The sequence below is a fragment of the Telluria sp. ZB4P36 genome (assembly GCF_059685865.1).
The window spans coordinates 1-15909 of record NZ_JCASIE010000028.1 but is presented as its reverse complement, the minus strand read 5'-3'; the positions used below and the strand labels follow the sequence as shown (position 1 = coordinate 15909).

The following is a 15909-nucleotide window of genomic DNA, read 5'->3' as shown; positions in this document are numbered from 1 at the left end:
CATGCGTGATCACCCCGAGGCGTACAAGAACGGTCCGGCCAATGAAACAGTCAGGACGCCGGCGATTGCCGTCAGCGGCCTGTCGAAGCGGGTGGCGGACGCCAGCGGCGAGCTCACCATCCTGCAAAACATCGATTTTACCGTGCAACCGGCCGAGACGCTCGCGCTCGTCGGGGCTTCCGGTTCGGGCAAGTCGACCCTGCTGGGCCTGCTTGCCGGCCTGGACACGCCTTCCGAAGGCAAGGTATTGCTCGACGGTACCGACATCTTCGCCCTCGACGAAGACGGACGCGCGGCTTTCCGCAAGGCCAAGCTGGGCTTCGTGTTCCAGTCCTTCCAGCTGCTGGCCCACCTGAACGCCGTGGAGAACGTAATGCTGCCGCTGGAGTTGCGCGGCGACGCCGACGCCCGCGCCAAGGCCGAGGCGATGCTGGGCCGCGTGGGCCTGGCCAGCCGCCTGCGGCATTATCCCAAGTACCTGTCGGGCGGCGAGCAGCAGCGCGTGGCCCTGGCGCGCGCCTTCGTCACCGAGCCGCCGCTGCTGTTCGCGGATGAGCCGACCGGCAGCCTCGACGCCGCCACCGGCGAATCGATCATCCAGCTGATGTTCGAACTGAACCGCGAACGCGGCTCGACCCTGGTGCTGGTCACGCACGACCCGGCAATGGCGGCCAGATGCGGCCGCACCATCACCATCGCCGCCGGGCGCCTGGCTTAAGCCTGCGGGGACGCTTCCCGTACGAGCACGTTCAGCACGTCCCGCGCTGCGGCAGGCAGTTCCCCCGCCGTCATCCCGATCGGCCCGACGCCCTGCGCGACCAGCAGGTCGGCTGCGGCGCCGTGGATCCATGCGCTGCCCAGCGCCGCTTCCCATGCCGGCCAGCCCTGGGCCAGCAAGGCCCCGCAGATCCCCGCCAGCACGTCGCCGCTGCCGGCCGTCGCCAGGCCGGCGTTGCCGGTCGGGTTGATGAGGATGGCCCCGTCGGGGCGCGCGATCACCGACCCCGAGCCTTTCAGGATGACCGTCGCATTGCTGCGCAGGGCCATCTCGCGCGCGGCCTCCAAGCGGTCGGCCTGGATCTGCGCCGCCGTCATGCCGAGCAGGCGGGCAGCTTCCAGCGGATGCGGCGTGAGGACCGCCGGGCCGCTGCGCTGCGCCAGCCGTTCCAGCAGGTCGGGACTGGCGCCGATCAGGGTGAGGGCGTCGGCGTCGATCACCAGCGGACTGTCGCTGTCGAGCGCCTTCGCCAGCAGGCGCATGGCCGCGGCCGAGCCGCCCATGCCGGGACCGATCACCAGGGTGCGCCCGTCGAACGCGAAGCCCTCGGCAGCACGGAACATGATCTCGGGCTGGACGCTGTCGTAGCCGGGGCCGGGGTCGAGCATCGCCACGAAAGTCCGTCCAGCCCCCGCATACAGGGCGCCGCGCGCGGCCAGCACCGGCGCGCCGGCCATGCCGTGGGCGCCGCCGATCACCGCCACGTCGCCGAAACTGCCCTTGTGCGTATTGTGCCGGCGCGCAGCCAGGCGGTGCGCGAAGGCTTCCGCCGAGCTGAGGCGGGCGGCGGGGGCGGGCAGGTGTTCGGGTCCGACACCCAGCATCTCGACCCGCACCTGACCGGCGTGGTCGCGCCCGTCGGCCGTGTGCAAGCCAGGTTTGTCGCCCAGGAAGCTGATGGTATGCGTGGCCCGCACCGCGATGCCGTCCGGCCCGATTACGGCGCCGGTGTCGGCATCCAGGCCGCTCGGCACGTCCAGCGCCAGGGTCGGGCAGCGCAGGGCGCCGAGCGAGGCGACCAGCTCGCGGTACTCGCCCTCGAGCGGGCGCGCCAGGCCGATGCCGAACAGGCCGTCGACCACCAGGCCCCATTGCCCGTCGGGCGGCAGCATGTCGATGAAGCCGACCGTGCCGGCGCGCGCCCGTTCGTGGGCGCTCGCGGCCTCGCCCGAGGTCTCGCGCTGTCCGGGCAAGTGCATCACGGTCGCATCGACGCCGGCATCGGCCAGGATGGCCGCCATTTCCAGTGCGTCGCCGCCGTTGTTGCCGGGCCCGGCGAGCAGCAGGACTGGAAGATTGCGCCGGTCGCCCAGCAGTTCGAGCGCGAACTTCGCGGCGGCTTCGCCGGCGCGCCGCATCAGGGCGCCGGGCGCCAGGTTCGCATAGGCGGCAGCTTCGATCTCGCGCAGCTGCGCGACGGTGTACAGGGGATTGTCCATGGCCGCATTGTCATGCATTTTCGCCAAAACGGCCGCGCGGCCGGACTACAATAGACGTTTTGATTGACCCGTCGGGAGTAAACACATGGACTGGCAGTTCTGGATCGATCGTGGCGGCACCTTCACCGACATCGTGGCGCGCAGGCCCGACGGGCAGCTGGTCACGCACAAGCTGCTGTCCGAGAATCCCGAGCACTACCGCGACGCGGCGGTGGCCGGCATCCGCCACCTGCTCGGCCTGGCCGGCGGCGAGCCGGTCCCAGTGGCGCAGGTGGAAGCCGTCAAGATGGGCACGACGGTCGCCACCAATGCGCTGCTGGAACGCAAGGGCGAAGCCACCGTGCTGGCGATCACCCGGGGCTTCCGCGACGCGCTGCGCATCGCCTACCAGAACCGTCCGCGCCTGTTCGACCGCCACATCGTGCTGCCCGAACTGCTGTACCGCGCGGTCATCGAGATCGACGAGCGTATGGGCGCGCACGGCGAGGTGGTCGTGCCGCTGGACGAAGCCGCAACGCGCAGCGCACTCCAGGGCGCATATGACCAGGGCCTGCGCTCGCTCGCCATCGTCTTCATGCACGGCTACCGCTATACGGCCCACGAAGCGGCCACCGCCCGCATCGCGCGCGAGATCGGGTATACCCAGGTGTCGGTGTCGCACGAAGTCAGCCCCCTGATGAAGCTGGTGGCGCGCGGCGACACCACCGTGGTCGACGCCTACCTGTCGCCCATCCTGCGCCGCTACGTCGACCAGGTGGCGGGCGAGCTGCCGGGCGTGAACCTGCAGTTCATGCAGAGCAGCGGCGGGCTGACCGACGCGCGGGCCTTTCAGGGCAAGGACAGCATCCTGTCCGGACCGGCGGGCGGCATCGTCGGCATGGTGCGCGCCAGCCAGCTGGCCGGCTTCGAGCGCGTGATCGGCTTCGACATGGGCGGCACCTCGACCGACGTCTCGCATTTCTCGGGCGAGTTCGAGCGGTTGTTCGAGACCCAGGTGGCCGGCGTGCGCATGCGCGCGCCGATGATGAGCATCCACACCGTGGCGGCCGGCGGCGGCTCGATCCTGCACTTCGACGGCACCCGCTACCGCGTCGGCCCCGACAGCGCCGGCGCCAATCCCGGCCCGGCCAGCTACCGGCGCGGCGGCCCGCTGGCGGTCACGGACTGCAACGTCATGCTCGGCAAGATCCAGCCCCGGCACTTCCCGCGCCTGTTCGGCAGCAGCGGCGACCAGCCGCTCGACCTGGACGCCGTGCACGCCGGCTTCGCCGCGATGGCAGACCGGATCGGCGCGGCCACCGGCAGCCGGCCGGCGCCCGAGGAGGTGGCCGAAGGCTTCATCCAGATCGCGGTCGGCAACATGGCGAATGCGATCAAGCAGATCTCGGTGCAGCGCGGCCATGACGTCACCGATTACGCACTGACCAGCTTCGGCGGCGCCGGCGGCCAGCACGCCTGCCAGGTGGCCGATGCGCTCGGGATGAAGACGGTGTTCATCCATTCGCTGGCCGGCGTGCTGTCGGCCTATGGCATGGGCCTGGCCGACCAGACCGCGATGCGCGAACAGGCCGTCGAGCTGCGGCTGCCGGAGGCTGGCCGTGACGCGCTGGCTGTGCGCCTCGCCGCACTAGGCGCGAACGCACGCGGGCAGTTGCTGGGGCAGGGCGTTGCGCCGGACCGGATCGAACTGGTCGAGCGCGTGCACCTGCGCTATGAAGGCACGGACTCGGCCATCGTCGTGCCTTTCGGCGAGGTCGAGGCCATGCAGGCCGCGTTCGAGGCGGCCTACAAGCGCCGCTACTCCTTCCTGATGCCGAGCCACGCCCTGGTGGTCGAGGCGGTGTCGGTGGAAGCCATCGGGCGCTCGGATGCGCCCGTCGAGGCGGCGGCCCAGGGCGGCTCGGGCGGCGCGCAGCCGGCGCCGGACGAACGGGTGCGCATGTTCAGCGGGGGCGCCTGGGTCGACACCGGCGTGTTCCTGCGCGATGCGGTCAAGCCGGGCGACATTGTGCGCGGGCCGGCCATCATCGCCGAAGCGAATGCGACCACGGTGGTGGAGCCGGGCTGGCAGGCCGAGGTCACGCCGCACAACCACCTGGTGCTGCGGCGCGTGGAGGCCTTGCCCGAGCGGCGCGCGATCGGCACCACGGCCGATCCGGTCATGCTCGAGATCTTCAACAACCTGTTCATGTCGATCGCCGAGCAGATGGGCCTGCGCCTGCAGAACACGGCCTATTCGGTGAACATCAAGGAGCGCCTCGACTTCAGCTGTGCGATCTTCGATGCCGACGGCAACCTGGTGGCGAACGCGCCCCACATGCCGGTGCACCTCGGCTCGATGGGCGAGAGCATCAAGACCGTGATGCGCAAGAACGCCGGCCGCATGAAGGCCGGCGACGTCTACGTGCTGAACGACCCCTACAACGGCGGCACCCACCTGCCCGACGTGACCGTGATCTCACCGGTGTTCGACGAAGCGGGCGTCGACACCGGGGAGCCGGACCTCCTGTTCTACGTCGGCTCGCGCGGCCACCATGCGGACATCGGCGGCACCACCCCGGGTTCGATGCCGCCGGATTCGGAGCACATCGAGCAGGAGGGCGTCCTGATCGACAACTTCAAGCTGGTGGACGGCGCCGACGGCGTGCTGCGTGAGGCCGAGGCCCGCGAGCTGCTCACGGAGGCGCGCTACCCGGCGCGCAACCCGGACCAGAACATGGCCGACCTGCGCGCCCAGGTGGCGGCCAACCAGAAGGGTGTCGAGGAACTGCACAAGATGGTGGCGCACTTCGGCCTGGACGTGGTGCGCGCCTACATGGGCCACGTGCAGGACAACGCCGAGGAAGCGGTGCGGCGCGTGATCTCGGCACTGAAGGATGGCCGCTACAGCTATGCGCTCGACAACGGCGCGCGCATCGAGGTGGCGATCCGGGTCGACCGGGACGGCCGCAACGCGGAGATCGATTTCACCGGCACCTCCAGCCAGCTGCCGAACAACTTCAACGCGCCGTCCGCGGTCTGCATGGCGGCGGTGCTGTACGTGTTCCGCACCCTGGTGGACGACGAGATTCCGCTGAATGCCGGCTGCCTCAAGCCGTTGAAGGCGATCATCCCGCCAAGCTCGATGCTCAACCCGCACTATCCGGCCTCGGTTGTGTCGGGCAACGTCGAGACCTCGACCTGCATCACCAACGCGCTGTACGGCGCGCTGGGCGTGATGGCGGCGGCGCAGGGCACGATGAACAACTTCACCTTCGGGAACGCGCGCTACCAGTACTACGAGACGATTTCCGGCGGCTCGGGCGCGGGCCCGGGCTTTGACGGGACCGACGTGGTGCAGACCAATATGACCAACTCACGCCTGACCGATCCGGAGATCCTGGAGTTCCGCTTCCCGGTGCGGCTGGAGAGCTACGAGATCCGCCACGGGACGGGCGGGGCGGGGCGCTGGCACGGCGGCAACGGCGGGGTGCGCAAGGTCCGCTTCCTGGAGCCGATGACGGCGGCGATCCTGTCGAACAACCGCGTCCATGCGCCCTTCGGCATGGCGGGTGGCGAGCCGGGCGAGCGTGGGCGGAATACGGTGCTGCGCGCGGATGGGACGGTCGAGACTCTGGGCCATATCGGCAAGGTGGGGATGGAGCCGGGCGATCTGTTCGTCATCGAGACGCCCGGGGGAGGCGGCTACGGCGCGACTGGTCCTTAAACGAAGCGAAGCCGGACCGGCCCCGTCCCATCGACACGTCGTGCAAGTCCCTGGTCGACGAAGATCGCAGCAAGTGCCGGGTTAGTTGAAGTCTGCTTTGGGTCGGATCCGGTCCTTCGTGATAGCCTGCGATTTTTCGGGCTCGGTGACCTACTATGCTGAGATCGAGGGCCGAGATCGGCCAAGAGCGGACCCTGGTACTGCGGACGATTTTGACCGCACGCTACTTATCGTGAAAAGCAATCAACCCGTGCGACATGTTCAGTTACAAGAACAAGCGTCTGGAACCTATGATCGATCAAGCGAAAGCATCGCAACTTGCAGCAGAAGCTTTTGACCACTGGCAAGCTGGCCGGCATGAGCAATCTCGGCTGCTGTACGAAGAAGCCATTCCTTTAGCTGACCCACAACATTACAGGCTAGCGCAGTACTACGGTGAGTACGCGTGTGTACTTAACCAACTTGGGTGGCGTGATCAGGCGACCAACCAGCTGGAAAAATCTTTGAAGACTGAAATCGCACAGGGCCAGCCAGAAGGATCCCCGGCGATCATCGTTGCGCGTTACTTTCTCGCAGACCAGCTACTTCGACTTGGCGAAAGTGAACGTGCGCTTGAAACTTTGTCCCCCTCACTCAGCCATGCGCCAGGCAATTGGCTTACACGACTAGAAGAGGCTCACGTGCTTTACGCGCTGGACAGAAAGGTGGAAGCCAAGGCCGCTGCTGAACTAGCTGTCCAATACGCGCCTACTGCAGAGAAGGCTGAACAACTGAAGAAGAACCTTGAGGAAGTTCTTTGCATTCGCGGTACACAGCCTTAATTCTGGGGGGACGACAACCCGTAAACTCAACGTTTCATTGTCTGCAGTATTCATCGTTGCACGTCGTGTGAGGTCCGCTTTAGGTCGAAAACTGCCCCCCTGATCGACCGAGATCGCTTGGTAGAGAATCAGCGATCAGAGTGGCGCCTCCACACTCGCATACTTTTCCCGCAAGGATTTGCAGTCATTGGGCAGTTGGGTACCGTTAAGTTTGCCCAAGATTCCTTCATGCATTTGCACCAGGTTAGCGGCGAAACAAGCGCGCTCTGGAGTATCGGACACCGCTAGCAGCTTGTTGCTGTCAATTTTACCTGTCAAGTAATCGACTGCCGGCCTCGGCCAGTCGGTCCAGCCTTCGAGGCGCGCCTGGAGTTGGCTGCCGGCTTGCGCGTCACCGGCACGGAGCTGCGCCAGGTACAGCCATAAAGCGCCATTCCGTCCAGTGTGTCCTTCGCCGAGTGTCGTGCGCAGGTGTGCAATCGCCTGCTCGGACTTTCCTTGTACCAATAGCTGCACGCCCAGCGACAGGTTTGCCTCGCGCTGGCCCAGCGCTGCGGCGCGTTCCAGGTAGCGGGCCGCAGCCGTCTCATCACGCGTCCTGCTGCGCTCGGAAGTTGCCATGGTTGCCATCGTGTACCAGGCGTCAGCGTTACCAAGCTCGGCTTCCTGGCGCATCCAGGGCCTGACGTCGCGCCGCGCATCGAACGGTTCTCCGCCGAGGTAGGAAATGTAGAGCTTGCCTTGGCTCATGGCGAACAGCACGCGGTGTGCGCGCAAGAAGTCGGCGCCCAGGAGTACATCGACGCTCAATTGGGCGTCGATCACGTCGAACTCGGGGTTGTGGACTGTGGCGTCGCCTACCTTGAACGTATCGGCCTTGACAGTCCAGTTGGCCACCGATCGGCGTCCGACGCCGTGTGAATTGGCCACGCGCTTGGCATGTGGGCCATTGAGATCGATGCCGGCGCGGTACGCCGCGCTCTTGGTGATGGTCGTCACCGATGCGCCACTGTCGATCATGGCGGTAAGACGGGTACCGTTGAGGTGCACCGAAAAATGCGGGTTTGGCGTCAGCTCGTCATGGGGGAGGAAGGGAATCACGCTCGCGTTCCGGTCCCAGTAGGCGAGCCAGGTGCTGCCGCATTGTTGCGGACGGAAAAACCGCAGCTCCTTGGTGGCAAGCGAGAATTCAAGGTCGCTCTGCAGCAGGAAGGCGGCGCCGGCGATCGCGTCGAACGGTGGCGTGAATGAGGTCTCGCCAATCACCGCTAACTGCACGTTCCTGGCGCGTACCGGACCGACGGCAAACTCGGCCACCTTGGCATCGTACAGCCGCGACTTCCCCGCGATACCCTGGACGTATTCTCCGGTCGCACGTAAACTGAGGCCGTGGCCTTGGATACCGGTGCGAGTAAGGTAGGTACGCCCGGATCCGGTATCGGGCAACATCGTCGCTCTCTTGCCATTGATCTCGCCGGTCATCATCAAGCCTAAACCTGCACCGGCGTAATATAGCGGGACTTGGGCTATCTGCAGAAACTGGCACGATGTTTGGGCTGGCGCAGCATGCAAGGGCGCGGCAATCAGGCAGACAAATAGCGCTCCAACATAAAAGCGTAGTGTTGTGGTAACAAAATTCATGGGCTCATTCTACGTGCAAAGGAATCCAACAGAAAGACGAGCTCGGAGGCAGTGCGAGCGACACATGCGGGAAAACGACAACTCCAGGAGCTGATATCGAGACTATCAGATTGAACGCTTAGGGCCGAGAGCTGTCGTAAACTGAGCGCGGCTATCGGCCAGAAGCGGTCCTTCGAAAAAAGCGTGGATCGATGGAAGCAAATCCCGGACGTATCTTGCGGCAGTCGTGTGCAAGCGCCCTGATGAGGCCCTCGTTGCTCATTCGCCACGAACTCGCAATGTTATGTTCTAGACATTATTGCGATCATATATCCTGCTTACCGTGCTTCGCGTGTGGTCGAAGCGCCTACTCAACGAGGGAAAAGATGATCAAAGCAATCACGAATGCTATCCTGGCGGCGGCACTTCTGTTCGCATCCGTTACGTGCGCGGCGCAAGCTTACCTGGGCGTCAACATCGGCCGTGCCGATCTGGATGCCAGCGTTGACCTGGGCCTGGCGCCGAACAGCGTCTCCCGGGCCTCCGCTACCGACGATGCCTACAAGCTCTACGGCGGCTACAAGCTGACTCCGAACTTTGGTGTCGAGGCTGGCTATGTGGTGCATGGCGAAGTGAAGTTGCCCCTGTCCGGTTTGATCCGCAATCTGGAACCGCGGTCCGGCTATGTGGCGGCCACCGGCGAGTTTCCGTTGGCGCAGAACTTTGCGTTGTTAGGTAAAGTAGGCGTGGCCAATAGCCGCAGGGCTGGCGACAACAAGACGGGCACCATGTTCGGCGCCGGCGTGTCGTATGCGTTCACGCCGGCAGTCTCGGCCGTGCTCGAGTACGAACACTTCCGCAAATTGGGTGATCCGTACGAGGTCAAGTCAAAGCTGATCTCGGCCGGTGTGCGTTTCGGTTTTTAAACGAAGCGCCAGAACCCGCCCTGCCTGCCAGCATCGCGCCGGCAGGCCGGTTCCATCCAGTTTGGGCGCGAAAGCGCGTGAGCCCGGCGCACTCTTCGCATGCAATATTCCTGCTCAGTTAGCTCTTCAGATGGCCGACCGCGAAGGAGGCGAGCACTCGGGCCGAGACCCAACCGGTCGCGGCAAACTCGGAGGCAAACATCATCTGCTGGTGGATGAGCGTGGGCTTCCGCTAGTAGCTCAGATCTCAGGCGCGCAAGTACACGACTCGCGTTTCCTCATCTCGCCGGTAGAGTCCGTCCCGGCAGTGAAAGGATTAGCAGGCCGCCCTAAAACGCCCAGGTAAGCTGCATGCCGATCGAGCGTATGCTTCGAGAGCCCATCGGGCTTGGCTGCGCCATCGGGGCATTGCAGCTCGAATCGCGCGCTATGGCGTAGAGCCGCGCGAACGGCTCGGCCGATGGCGGTGGGTCGTCGAGCGCACCTTGGATTGGCTACACCGCTTTCGCAAACTGCGCATACGACATGAGCGACGAGCAGACATCCACCAGGCGTTCCTTTCACTTGCCTGCTTGCTCATCTGTTGGCGGTATGTCGAATGGTTTTGTTAGGCGCTCTAAGTCGAGATACCGTACTTGCGCTTGGCCTGCTGGAATTCCTCGGTGAGTGCCGCGAGGCGCGGATGGCCGGCATCCAAGGCCCGCAGCCGCTCGATCTGCTCGGCCGCCACTTCGCTCAGCGCGTGGTCCCATCCCAGTTCGTTCACCTGGCGCAGGATGCCGCCGGCCACCGCGACCATGACCTGTTGGTTCCCCGGCGCCATGTGCAGCGCCTCGAGCAGGGTCTGCACCGCGCCGCGCACGTCGCCCATGTTGCGCTTCTCGTCGGCCACCCCCAGCAGGATCTGGGCCTGCGCGCGCAGCTGCTCGCCCATGCCATCGGCCAGGTCGGGCCGGCCGGCGCGCACGAACACGCCAATTGCCTGGTCCACCGTCACCGCGCCCGCCGCGTCGTGCATGACGTTCATCATGACGCTCGAGGCCTGCTCGTCGAGCTGGTGTTCCAGGCAGGCTTGCGCCAGGCCGATCTTCAGGTTGGGCGACAGGCCGCTGCTGGTGCGCGCCGCGCTCACCGCGTTCGAGAGCTCGGCCACGGCCGCGCTGGCATTGCCCATCTTTTCCAGCAGCAGGGCGTTCGAATAGGCCTTGCAGGCATCGACGTTGGCGTTGCCGCGCATCGAACGTTCCAGGTCGCGGATCACGCCGCCGGCGCCCGCGACGTCGCCGCGCGTGACCATCGCCTTGACCAGGTTGACGTGGTCTTCGGGATTGCGGAATTCCGAGTAGCGCGCCTTGTTCACGACCTGCTTGAACGATTTTTCGGCGGCTTCGGCGTCGCCGTTTTCCAGCGCGACCTCGCCCAGCTTGCGCAGGCGGCGCACCATGTGCGGCGAGATCGCCACCGCTTCTTCCAGCACCTTCTGCGCATCGGCGGTGGCGCCGAGCCGCTCGTGGCAACGGGCCAGCAGGTCATAGGCGGCCATCAGGCGCGGATTGGCCTGCACCAGCTGTTCCAGGGTGTCGCGCGCTTCTTCGACCTCGCCCTGCGCGAGCCTGGTGCGGGCCAGGCCGAGCCCGGCCCAGCCCAGCGGGCGCTCGGCCAGCACGTCGCGGTAGATCGCGCCGGCCTCCAGGTGTTCGCCGACCGAGACGTGCAGCTCGGCCTTCAGGCGCAGGAAGTCGAGGGCATAGCGCGGGTTGGCGAGGGCCGCGGTGGCGCAGGCGCGGATCGCCTCGACCGGCTTGCCCTGAGCCGCCAGCTGCCAGACCGGGAGCAGGGCGGTGCGGCGCTCCAGCGCGCGTTTGATGCGGGTGCTCAGCATCTCGACCGTGAAAGGCTTGAGCACGTAGTCGGTCGGGGTCAGCTCGGCCGCGCTGACGACCTTGTCGTACACGCCCTCCGAGGTGAGCATGATGAAGATGGTCGAGGCGGTGATCAGGCGGTGGTGGCGCAGGTCTTCCAGCAGCTGCTGGCCGTCCTGGCCGTCGCCGCCCGCGCCGCCCAGGTCGTACTCGCAGAGGATGACGTCGTAGCTGCGCTTGGCGAGCTGCTTGATCGCGGTGCTGGCGTTGACCGCCGATTCGATCTTGGTGATGCCGGCCTGGTTCAGCATGTTCTGCAGGCTGCCGCGCATGCCCTGGTTGGGATCGACGATCAGTACCGTGAGGTTGGCGTTCTCTTGCATCTCGCTTCCGTCCTGTTCGGTGCCTGCGCACCTGTTGTAGTTATCTAGCCCCTACAATACCGATTAGTTCCTGCAGGATCAAGAAATGTCCGATCTACAAGGCCGGCACTGATAGGAATGCAACGCTGTATAATAGCGGGCTATCTTCCACCCTAGCAGCGACGCTGCATCAACCAACTTCTCAGCCATGTTGATTCTGCCGGGTTCCAATGCCCTGTCCGCCTTCCGTAGCCAACGCCTCCTGTCGCAACTCCAAGCCGTCGCACCATCGATCGCGGCAGTCCAGGCACGCTTCTTCCACTTCATCGACAGCAGCGCAGCGCTGAGCACTGACGATACCGAGCGCCTCACCGCCATGCTCACCTATGGCGAACCGGCGGCGCAAACTTTATACGAAGGCGTGACCGAAGAGTTCTTCGTGATCCCGCGCCTGGGCACGATCTCGCCGTGGGCCTCGAAGGCCACCGACATCGCGCACAACTGCGGCATGGCCCACGTGCACCGCATCGAGCGCGGCGTCGGCTATACCGTCGTGCTCAAGGGCGGCATCCTCGGCACCGGCTTCAAGGCGCCGAAGAAGCTGGGCGACCAGGAACTGCAGGCCGTCGCGGCACTGCTGCATGACCGCATGACCGAGACCGTGCTGCGCAACGCCGACGAGGCCCAGCGCCTGTTCGACGAACTCGCCGGCCGTCCGCTCGAGACCGTCGACGTGATCGGCCAGGGCCGGGAGGCACTGGTGCGCGCCAACACGGAACTGGGCCTGGCAATGTCGGTCGACGAGATCGACTACCTGCACGAAGCCTTCACCAAGGCCCGGCGCAACCCGACCGACGTCGAGCTGATGATGTTCGCACAGGCGAACAGCGAACACTGCCGCCACAAGATCTTTAACGCCGACTGGATCATCGACGGCGTCAAGCAGGACAAGTCGCTGTTCGGCATGATCAAGAACACCCACCAGCTGAACCCGCGCGGCACCGTGGTCGCCTACAGCGACAATTCCTCGATCATCGAGGGCGGCACCGTGACCCGCTTCTTCCCGCGCCAGGGCCAGGAATACGCGCCGTCGACGGAATTGGTGCACACCCTGATGAAGGTCGAGACCCACAACCACCCGACCGCGATTTCGCCCTTCCCGGGCGCCTCCACCGGCGCCGGCGGGGAGATCCGCGACGAGGGTGCGACCGGCCGCGGCGCCAAGCCGAAGGCCGGCCTGACCGGCTTCACGGTCTCGAACCTGCTGTTGCCGGATGCCCAGCGTCCGTGGGAAAACGCGAGCGACGTCACCGCCGGCCCGAATGGCCGCGTGGACGCCGTCTACGGCAAGCCGGAGCGCATCGCCTCGCCGCTGCAGATCATGATCGACGGCCCGATCGGGGGCGCCGCCTTCAGCAACGAATTTGGCCGTCCGGTGCTGGGCGGTTACTTCCGTACCTACGAGCAGAACGTCGGCGCGGCCGGCGCCGTTTTCGGCTACCACAAGCCGATCATGATCGCAGGCGGCATCGGCAGCATCTCGGCCGCGCACACCCACAAGGACGAGATCCCGGTCGGCAGCCTGCTGATCCAGCTGGGCGGCCCGGGCATGCGCATCGGCATGGGCGGCTCGGCCGCGTCCTCGATGGCCACCGGCACCAACACCGCCGACCTGGACTTCGACTCGGTCCAGCGCGGCAACCCGGAGATGGAGCGCCGCGCCCAGGAAGTCATCAACGGCTGCTGGCAGATGGGCGAGGACAACCCGATCATCTCGATCCACGACGTCGGCGCCGGCGGCCTGTCGAACGCCTTCCCGGAAATCGTCAACGACGCCAAGCGCGGCGCGCTGTTCGACCTGCGCAAGGTGCCGCTCGAAGAGTCCGGCATGGCGCCGAAGGAAATTTGGTCCAACGAGTCGCAAGAGCGATATGTGTTGGCGATTTCGCCAATGGACCTTGATAAATTTGCATCGCTGTGCGAGCGCGAGCGCTGCCCGTACGCGGTGGTCGGTACTGCGACCGAAGAGCGCCAGCTGCGCGTGATCGATCCGGAAGCCGGCGGTGAGGGAACTGCGAACCCGGTCGACATGCCGATGGACGTCCTGCTCGGCAAACCGCCCAAGATGCTGCGCGACGTCGAGCACGTGAACTACAGCTTCCCGGCCATCGACCTGACCGGCATCGAGCTGGTCGAAGCGGCGCGCCGCGTGCTGCTGCTGCCGACCGTAGGCGACAAGTCCTTCCTGATCACCATCGGCGACCGTACCGTGGGCGGCATGACCGTGCGCGACCAAATGGTCGGCCCGTGGCAGGTGCCGGTGGCCGACTGCGCCGTCACCGCCATGTCCTACGAGGGCTTCCTGGGCGAGGCGATGGCGATGGGCGAGCGCACCCCGCTGGCCGTGATCGACGCCGCCGCTTCCGGCCGCATGGCCGTGGGCGAGGCGATCACCAACATCGCTGCCGCCGCGATCGACCAGATCGGCGACATCAAGCTGTCGGCCAACTGGATGGCCGCCTGCGGCCAGCCGGGCCAGGACGCCGCGCTGTTCGACACCGTGAAGGCGGTCGGCATGGAGCTGTGCCCGGCGCTGGGCGTGTCCATCCCGGTCGGCAAGGATTCGCTGTCGATGCGCACCACCTGGAACGATGAGGGCGCGGATAAATCGGTGATCTCGCCGGTGTCCTTGATCGTGTCGAGCTTCGCACCGGTGACCGACGTGCGCCGTTCGCTGACCCCGCAGCTGCGCACCGACCTGGGCGACACCGCCCTGGTGCTGGTCGATCTCGGCCGCGGCAAGAACCGCCTCGGCGCTTCGGCGCTGGCGCAGGTGACCCAGCAGATCGGCGACAGCGTGCCGGACGTCGATGCGCCGCAAGACCTGAAAGCCTTCTTCGACGCCATCCAGCGCCTGAACAAGGAAGGCAAGCTGCTGGCCTACCACGACCGCTCGGACGGCGGCCTGTTCGCCACCCTGTGCGAAATGGCCTTCGCCGGCCGCGCCGGCGTGTCGGTCAACCTCGACATCCTCACCATGGAAGGCGAGCACGCTTCCGACTGGGGCGACGCCAAGAACTGGGCGACCCAGGTGGGCGAGCGCCGCAACGAGATGACCCTGCGCGCCCTGTTCAGCGAAGAGCTGGGCGCGGTGCTGCAGGTGCGTGCGGACGAGAAGCAGGCCGTGATGGCCGTGCTGCGCGAACTGGGCCTGGGCGCCTGCAGCCACATCATCGGCAAGCTGAACGACCGCGGCGTGATCGAATTCACCCGGGACGCGAAGGTCATCTACAGCGAAAAACGCAGCGCACTGCATCGGCTGTGGAGCGAGACCAGCTGGCGCATCGCGCGCCTGCGCGACAATCCGGTCTGCGCCGACCAGGAATACGACCGCCTCCTGGACGAGAGCGATCCGGGCATGTCCCCGGTGCTGAGCTTCGACCTGCGCGAGGACGTGGCCGCGCCCTTCATCGCGACGGGCGTGCGTCCGCGCGTGGCGATCCTGCGCGAGCAGGGCGTCAACTCGCACATCGAGACCGCCTGGACGATGCACCAGGCCGGCTTCGCCGCGATCGACGTGCACATGAGCGACCTGATCGCCGGCCGCGCCAAGCTGGACGACTTCCACGGCCTGATCGCGGTGGGCGGCTTCTCCTACGGCGACGTGCTGGGTGCGGGCGAGGGCTGGGCCAAGACCATCCTGTTCAACCCGCAGCTGGCTGACCAGTTCGCGAAGTTCTTCGCGCGCCTGGACACCTTCGGCATGGGCGTCTGCAACGGCTGCCAGATGCTGAGCAACCTGAAATCGATCATCCCGGGCGCCCATGCCTGGCCGAAGTTCACCCGCAACAAGTCGGAACAGTTCGAGGCGCGCTTCGGCATGGTCGAAGTGCTCGATTCGCCGTCGATCTTCTTCGCCGGCATGGCGGGCACCCAGGCGCCGATCGCGATCGCGCACGGCGAAGGCTTTGCCGACTTCTCGCTGACCGGCGATATCGACGCGGCGGTGAAAGCCATGCGCTACATCGACAACCGCGGCCAGGCCACCGAGACCTATCCGTTCAACCCGAACGGCTCGCCGGGCGGCCTGACCGCCGTCACCACCGAGGATGGCCGCTTCACCGCCATGATGCCGCACGGCGAACGCGTGTTCCGCACCGTGGTCCACTCCTGGGCGCCGGATGCATGGCCGGACGAGGCGCCATGGCTGCGCATGTTCCGTAACGCGCGCAAGTGGGTGGGTTAACCACCTGAGCTTTGGTAGGGTGGGCGGAGAATTGAACTGACCCCAAATAGTTGGACGTTAAGTCGTTAAGCGCCCATGGCCTGGGTCCTGTACTGCACGGGACTCAGGCCTTTTAGTTTGAGTTTGATGCGGTCATTATTGTAATACCT

General features: G+C 65.9%; 10 protein-coding genes. 6 read left to right on the top strand and 4 right to left on the bottom strand.

Annotated features, from left to right (window positions below):
- Window position 1: 1 nt before the first annotated feature.
- Window positions 2-718 (top strand): ABC transporter ATP-binding protein, encoded by a 717-nt coding sequence (locus tag AC56LK_RS23500; RefSeq protein ID WP_436106101.1) that lies wholly within the window; start codon window positions 2-4, stop codon window positions 716-718.
- Here the strand turns inward: AC56LK_RS23500 and AC56LK_RS23495 are convergent.
- Entirely contained in the window at window positions 715-2217 is a 1503-nt protein-coding gene (locus AC56LK_RS23495) for an NAD(P)H-hydrate dehydratase (RefSeq protein ID WP_497186876.1), read from the bottom strand. The genes AC56LK_RS23500 and AC56LK_RS23495 overlap by 4 nt on opposite strands.
- Window positions 2218-2302: 85 nt before the next feature.
- On the opposite strand from AC56LK_RS23495, the gene AC56LK_RS23490 reads away from it, so the two are divergent.
- The gene (locus tag AC56LK_RS23490) at window positions 2303-5923 is read left to right on the top strand and encodes a hydantoinase B/oxoprolinase family protein (protein ID WP_497186875.1); all 3621 of its coding nucleotides are present in this window, start codon (window positions 2303-2305) and stop codon (window positions 5921-5923) included.
- Between the two features lie 257 nt (window positions 5924-6180).
- Window positions 6181-6744, top strand: a complete 564-nt coding sequence (locus AC56LK_RS23485; protein WP_497186874.1) for a hypothetical protein — start codon at window positions 6181-6183, stop codon at window positions 6742-6744.
- A 135-nt stretch (window positions 6745-6879) separates the two neighbouring features.
- Here the strand turns inward: AC56LK_RS23485 and AC56LK_RS23480 are convergent, their stop codons facing one another.
- On the bottom strand, window positions 6880-8385 hold the full coding sequence (locus AC56LK_RS23480) for a retropepsin-like aspartic protease (RefSeq protein ID WP_497186873.1): 1506 nt from the start codon (window positions 8383-8385) through the stop codon (window positions 6880-6882).
- A 365-nt stretch (window positions 8386-8750) separates the two neighbouring features.
- Between AC56LK_RS23480 and AC56LK_RS23475 the strand changes: the two genes are divergently transcribed.
- On the top strand, window positions 8751-9290 hold the full coding sequence (locus AC56LK_RS23475) for an outer membrane beta-barrel protein (protein ID WP_497186872.1): 540 nt from the start codon (window positions 8751-8753) through the stop codon (window positions 9288-9290).
- Between the two features lie 347 nt (window positions 9291-9637).
- The gene (locus tag AC56LK_RS23470; RefSeq protein WP_497186902.1) at window positions 9638-9901 is read left to right on the top strand and encodes a transposase; all 264 of its coding nucleotides are present in this window, start codon (window positions 9638-9640) and stop codon (window positions 9899-9901) included.
- A 5-nt stretch (window positions 9902-9906) separates the two neighbouring features.
- Here AC56LK_RS23470 and AC56LK_RS23465 read toward each other — a convergent pair whose 3' ends face one another.
- A complete protein-coding gene (locus tag AC56LK_RS23465; protein ID WP_497186871.1) occupies window positions 9907-11535 on the bottom strand; it encodes a tetratricopeptide repeat protein in 1629 nt (542 codons plus the stop codon).
- Between the two features lie 187 nt (window positions 11536-11722).
- Between AC56LK_RS23465 and purL the strand changes: the two genes are divergently transcribed.
- Window positions 11723-15760 carry a phosphoribosylformylglycinamidine synthase gene (purL, locus tag AC56LK_RS23460; protein ID WP_497186870.1) on the top strand — a complete coding sequence of 1346 codons (4038 nt, stop codon included), beginning with the start codon at window positions 11723-11725 and terminating at the stop codon, window positions 15758-15760.
- Window positions 15761-15825: 65 nt separating this feature from the next.
- Here the strand turns inward: purL and AC56LK_RS23455 are convergent.
- The coding region (locus tag AC56LK_RS23455; RefSeq protein WP_497186378.1) for an IS3 family transposase at window positions 15826-15909 on the bottom strand (84 nt) is incomplete at its 5' end.

Bases quoted from the DNA above. Each gene is read 5' to 3' on its own strand.
- AC56LK_RS23500 (WP_436106101.1), top strand. From the start codon at position 2: ATGCGTGATCACCCCGAGGCGTACAAGAACGGTCCGGCCAATGAAACA.
- AC56LK_RS23495 (WP_497186876.1), bottom strand. From the start codon at position 2,217: ATGGACAATCCCCTGTACACCGTCGCGCAGCTGCGCGAGATCGAAGCT.
- AC56LK_RS23490 (WP_497186875.1), top strand. From the start codon at position 2,303: ATGGACTGGCAGTTCTGGATCGATCGTGGCGGCACCTTCACCGACATC.
- AC56LK_RS23485 (WP_497186874.1), top strand. From the start codon at position 6,181: ATGTTCAGTTACAAGAACAAGCGTCTGGAACCTATGATCGATCAAGCG.
- AC56LK_RS23480 (WP_497186873.1), bottom strand. From the start codon at position 8,385: ATGAATTTTGTTACCACAACACTACGCTTTTATGTTGGAGCGCTATTT.
- AC56LK_RS23475 (WP_497186872.1), top strand. From the start codon at position 8,751: ATGATCAAAGCAATCACGAATGCTATCCTGGCGGCGGCACTTCTGTTC.
- AC56LK_RS23465 (WP_497186871.1), bottom strand. From the start codon at position 11,535: ATGCAAGAGAACGCCAACCTCACGGTACTGATCGTCGATCCCAACCAG.
- purL (WP_497186870.1), top strand. From the start codon at position 11,723: ATGTTGATTCTGCCGGGTTCCAATGCCCTGTCCGCCTTCCGTAGCCAA.